General features: G+C 64.3%; 4 protein-coding genes. All 4 read left to right on the forward strand.

What is annotated here, in order from left to right; genetic code table 11:
* Nucleotides 1-925, forward strand: a 925-nt coding sequence (gcvT, locus tag J0I64_RS02715) for a glycine cleavage system aminomethyltransferase GcvT (RefSeq protein ID WP_291406087.1), incomplete at its 5' end; no start/stop codon positions are given.
* A 9-nt stretch (nucleotides 926-934) separates the two neighbouring features.
* Complete coding sequence (gene gcvH, locus J0I64_RS02720; RefSeq protein WP_291406088.1) at nucleotides 935-1300, forward strand: glycine cleavage system protein GcvH; 366 nt, start codon at nucleotides 935-937, stop codon at nucleotides 1298-1300.
* Nucleotides 1301-1302: 2 nt separating this feature from the next.
* Nucleotides 1303-2658: an aminomethyl-transferring glycine dehydrogenase subunit GcvPA gene (gene gcvPA, locus J0I64_RS02725; protein ID WP_291406089.1), complete on the forward strand. Its 1356-nt coding sequence runs from the start codon at nucleotides 1303-1305 to the stop codon at nucleotides 2656-2658.
* A partial coding sequence (gene gcvPB, locus J0I64_RS02730) for an aminomethyl-transferring glycine dehydrogenase subunit GcvPB (RefSeq protein WP_291406090.1) occupies nucleotides 2655-4038 on the forward strand: 1384 nt, incomplete at its 3' end. The genes gcvPA and gcvPB, both read left to right, overlap by 4 nt.

Genomic DNA, 4038 nt, shown 5'->3' on the forward strand with positions numbered 1-4038 from the left:
CGCCGCGATCTCGGCCATCATCGAGCCGCTGATCTGCGGCGACATTGTCAATCTCAAACCCGGCCAGATCCGCTACACCCTGCTTCTCAATGACCAGGGCGGGGCAATCGACGACCTGATGATCGCCCGCACGACCACGCCCGGCACCCTCTTCATCGTCGTCAATGCCGGAACCAAGGACGGCGACTTTGCCCGCATCGCTGCCGCCGCCGGCGACAAGGCCGCGCTGGCGCGCGCCGACGACGGCGCCCTCCTCGCCCTCCAGGGCCCGGAAGCGGTCAACGTTATGGCCGCGATCATCCCGCAGGCCGCCGATCTCGGCTTCATGCAGTTCGGGACCTTCGATTGGAACGGCGTTGCCGTCACCATTTCCCGCGCCGGCTATACCGGCGAAGACGGCTTTGAAATCCTCGCGCCCGAGAACATGGCCGGCGCCCTCTGGGACCAGCTGCTGACCGACCCGCGCGTCAAGCCCATGGGCCTCGGCGCCCGCGACAGCCTGCGCCTCGAAGCCGGCCTGCCGCTCTATGGGCACGATCTCGACGAGACGGTCTCGCCCATCGAAGCCGATCTCGGCTTCGCCGTTTCCAAGCGCCGCCGCGAATCCGCTGACTTCCCCGGCGCCCAGCGCATCCTCGCCGAGCGCGACGGAAAACTCTCCCGCAAGCGTGTCGGTCTCCTCGTTGAAGGCGCTCCGGCCCGCGAAGGCGCCGAAATTCTCGATGCTACCGGCAAGGTCATCGGCGTCGTCACCAGCGGCGGGTTTGCCCCCTCGCTCGGCAAGGCCATCGCCCTCGGCTTCGTGCCGCCCGATTTTGCCACCATCGGCACCAAGCTCCAGGTTTCGGTTCGCGGCCGCTCGCAGCCGGCCGAAGTCGCCCCGACCCCCTTCGTCCCCCATCGCTATTTCCGCAAAGCAGTCTGAGGCCCCGCCATGACCACGAAATTCACGCCCGACCACGAATATATCCGCGTCGAGGGTTCGACCGGCATTGTGGGCATCACGCCCTATGCGCAGGAGCAGCTCGGCGACATCGTCTTCGTCGAACTTCCCGCCGTCGGCAAGGCCCTCAAAAAGGGTGACGAGGCCGCTGTCGTTGAGTCTGTCAAAGCCGCCTCCGAAATCTACGCGCCCGTCACCGGAACGATCGTCGAAGTTAACAGTCTGCTAACCAATGAGCCCGGCTTGGTGAACTCCGATCCGGAAGCTGCCGGCTGGATGTTCAAGATCGCCATCACCGATGCCAGCGAACTCGAAGGCCTGCTCGATGCCGACGGCTATGCGGAACTGACCCTCTGATCATGCGCTATCTTCCCCACTCCGCCCACGAGCGCGACGAGATGCTCGGCGTCATCGGCGCCGCCGATATCGACGCCCTGTTCTCCGCCGTTCCAAAATCGACCCTCAAATCCTTCGACCTGGGCCTGCCCGCGCACCAGCCGGAATTCCTCGTCGAAGCCCATATGCGCGCCTTGGCGAGCAAGAACCACGCGGCCGGCGATGGCCCGTTCTTCGTCGGCGCCGGCGCCTATCGGCACCACGTTCCGGCGACGGTCGATCATTTAATCCAGCGTTCCGAATGGCTTACCGCCTATACGCCGTACCAGCCGGAAATCTCGCAGGGCACCCTGCAGATGCTGTTCGAATTCCAGACCCAGGTCGCCAAGATCATGGGCATGGATGTCGCCAATGCCTCGCTCTATGACGGCTCCACCGGCACCGCCGAAGCCGTGCTCATGGCTCGCCGCCTGACGCGAAAGAACAAGATCGTCCTCTCCGGCGGCCTCCACCCGCATTATCGTGACGTCGTAAAAGCCTATCTCAAGGACGATCCGGACCTCGTCTGTCTCGCCCCCTCCCCCGAGGGCCAGGGCGACATTCTGAGCCAGATCGACGGCAACACCGCTGCCATCGTCATCCAGACCCCCGACTTCTACGGCCACCTGCGCGATCTCAAATCCGCAGCCGAGGCCGCCCATGCCCAAGGCGCGCTGCTGATTGTCGTGGTCACGGAAGTTGTCTCTTTGGGCCTCCTTGAGGCTCCTGGCGCGCTTGGCGCCGATATCGTCGTGGCCGAAGGTCAGTCGATCGGCAATGCGCTCAATTTCGGTGGCCCCTATCTCGGCCTGATGGCGACGCGGAAAGAGTTCATCCGCCAGATGCCGGGCCGTCTTTGCGGCGAAACTGTCGATGCCGATGGCGTCAGGGGCTTCGTGCTGACCCTCTCGACGCGCGAGCAGCATATCCGCCGCGAAAAGGCGACCAGCAATATCTGCACCAATTCTGGGCTCTGCGCCCTCGCCTTCTCGATCCATATGGGTCTGCTGGGCGAGGCGGGCTTCACTCGCCTTGCCCGCCTGAACCACCACAACGCGGTCAAACTCGCCCGCATGCTCGGCACCGTGCCGGGCGTCGAATTGCTCAACAAGAGCTTCTTCAACGAGATGACCATCCGGCTGCCGATCCCTGCCGCCCCGGTCGTCGAGATGCTGGCCCAGGCAGGCGTCCTGGCCGGTGTGCCGGTCAGCCGGCTCGAGCCGGGCAATCCAGAGGTCGAAAACCTCATCGTGCTTGCCGCGACCGAACTCACCACCCACGCGGACATCGAAATGCTGGCCGAGTGCCTCCACGCGGCCATCCAGGAGGACGCGCAATGAGCATGAATACGCAAGGCCGCCCCACCGGCGTGGGCTCCGTCAGCAGCACCGCCGCATCAGGCTCGGCGCTCATTCCCAACGAGCCGCTGCTGTTTGAAATCGGCGATACCGAGCATTCCGGTGTCGATCTGCCCGACGTGAAAATCGACGGCACTTTCCTCGGCGGCTTCGAGCGCAAGACCAAGCTCGATCTTGCCGGTCTCACCGAGCCGGAAGCGATGCGCCACTATGTGCGCCTGTCGCGCATGAACCACTCGATCGACAGCGGCATGTATCCGCTCGGTTCGTGCACGATGAAGCACAATCCGCGCCTCAACGAGAAAATGGCGCGTCTACCGGGCTTCTCAGACATCCACCCGCTGCAGCCGGTTTCGACCGTGCAGGGCGCGCTGGAAATGATGAACCAGCTCAGCCACTGGCTGCTTACCCTCACCAATACCGCCGCCGTGGCCCTGTCGCCAAAGGCCGGCGCGCATGGTGAGCTCCTGGGCATGATGGCCATCAAGGCCGCGCAGGAAGCCAAGGGCCAAGCACACCGCACCATCGTCCTCGTGCCCGAAAGCGCCCACGGCACGAACCCGGCGACCGCCGCTTTCCTCGGCTACACGGTCAAACCCGTGCCCGCCAAGGCGGACGGCACGGTCGATGTGGAAGCGGTCAAGGCGGCCCTGTCGCCCGAAGTTGCCGCGATCATGCTGACCAATCCCAATACCTGCGGCCTCTTCGAGCCCCAGGTCATCGAGATTGCTCGGGCAGTGCACGATGCCGGCGCGTTCTTCTACTGCGATGGCGCCAATTTCAACGCCATCATGGGCGTTGTCCGTCCGGGCGATCTCGGCATCGACGCCATGCACATCAACCTGCACAAAACCTTCTCCACGCCCCATGGCGGAGGCGGTCCGGGCGCAGGTCCGGTTGTGCTCTCCGAGGCGCTGGCGCCCTTCGCGCCAGTTCCCTTTGTGCGCAAGGGTGCGAGCGGGCTTGAGTTCGTCGAGCATATCGAGGGCTCAGCCCTCGGCCGCGTCACGGCCTTCCATGGCCAGATGGGCATGTATGTCCGCGCCCTGACCTATATGCTCAGCCATGGCGGCGATGGCCTCGCCCAGGCGGCACAGGATGCGGTGCTGAACGCGAATTACATCAAGGCGCGCCTGCAGCACATCTTTTCGGTACCCTTCCCCGACTATCCCACCATGCACGAAGCGCTCTTTGACGACAGCTTCCTTAGGGATACCGGCGTCACCACGCTCGATTTCGCCAAGGCGCTGATCGATGAGGGTTTCCACCCCATGACCATGTACTTCCCGCTGGTCGTACATGGCGCCATGCTGGTGGAACCGACCGAAAGCGAGAGCAAGCAGACGCTCGATCGCTTCTGCG

This window comes from Devosia sp. (genome assembly GCF_017307565.1).
Lineage (GTDB): Bacteria > Pseudomonadota > Alphaproteobacteria > Rhizobiales > Devosiaceae > Devosia.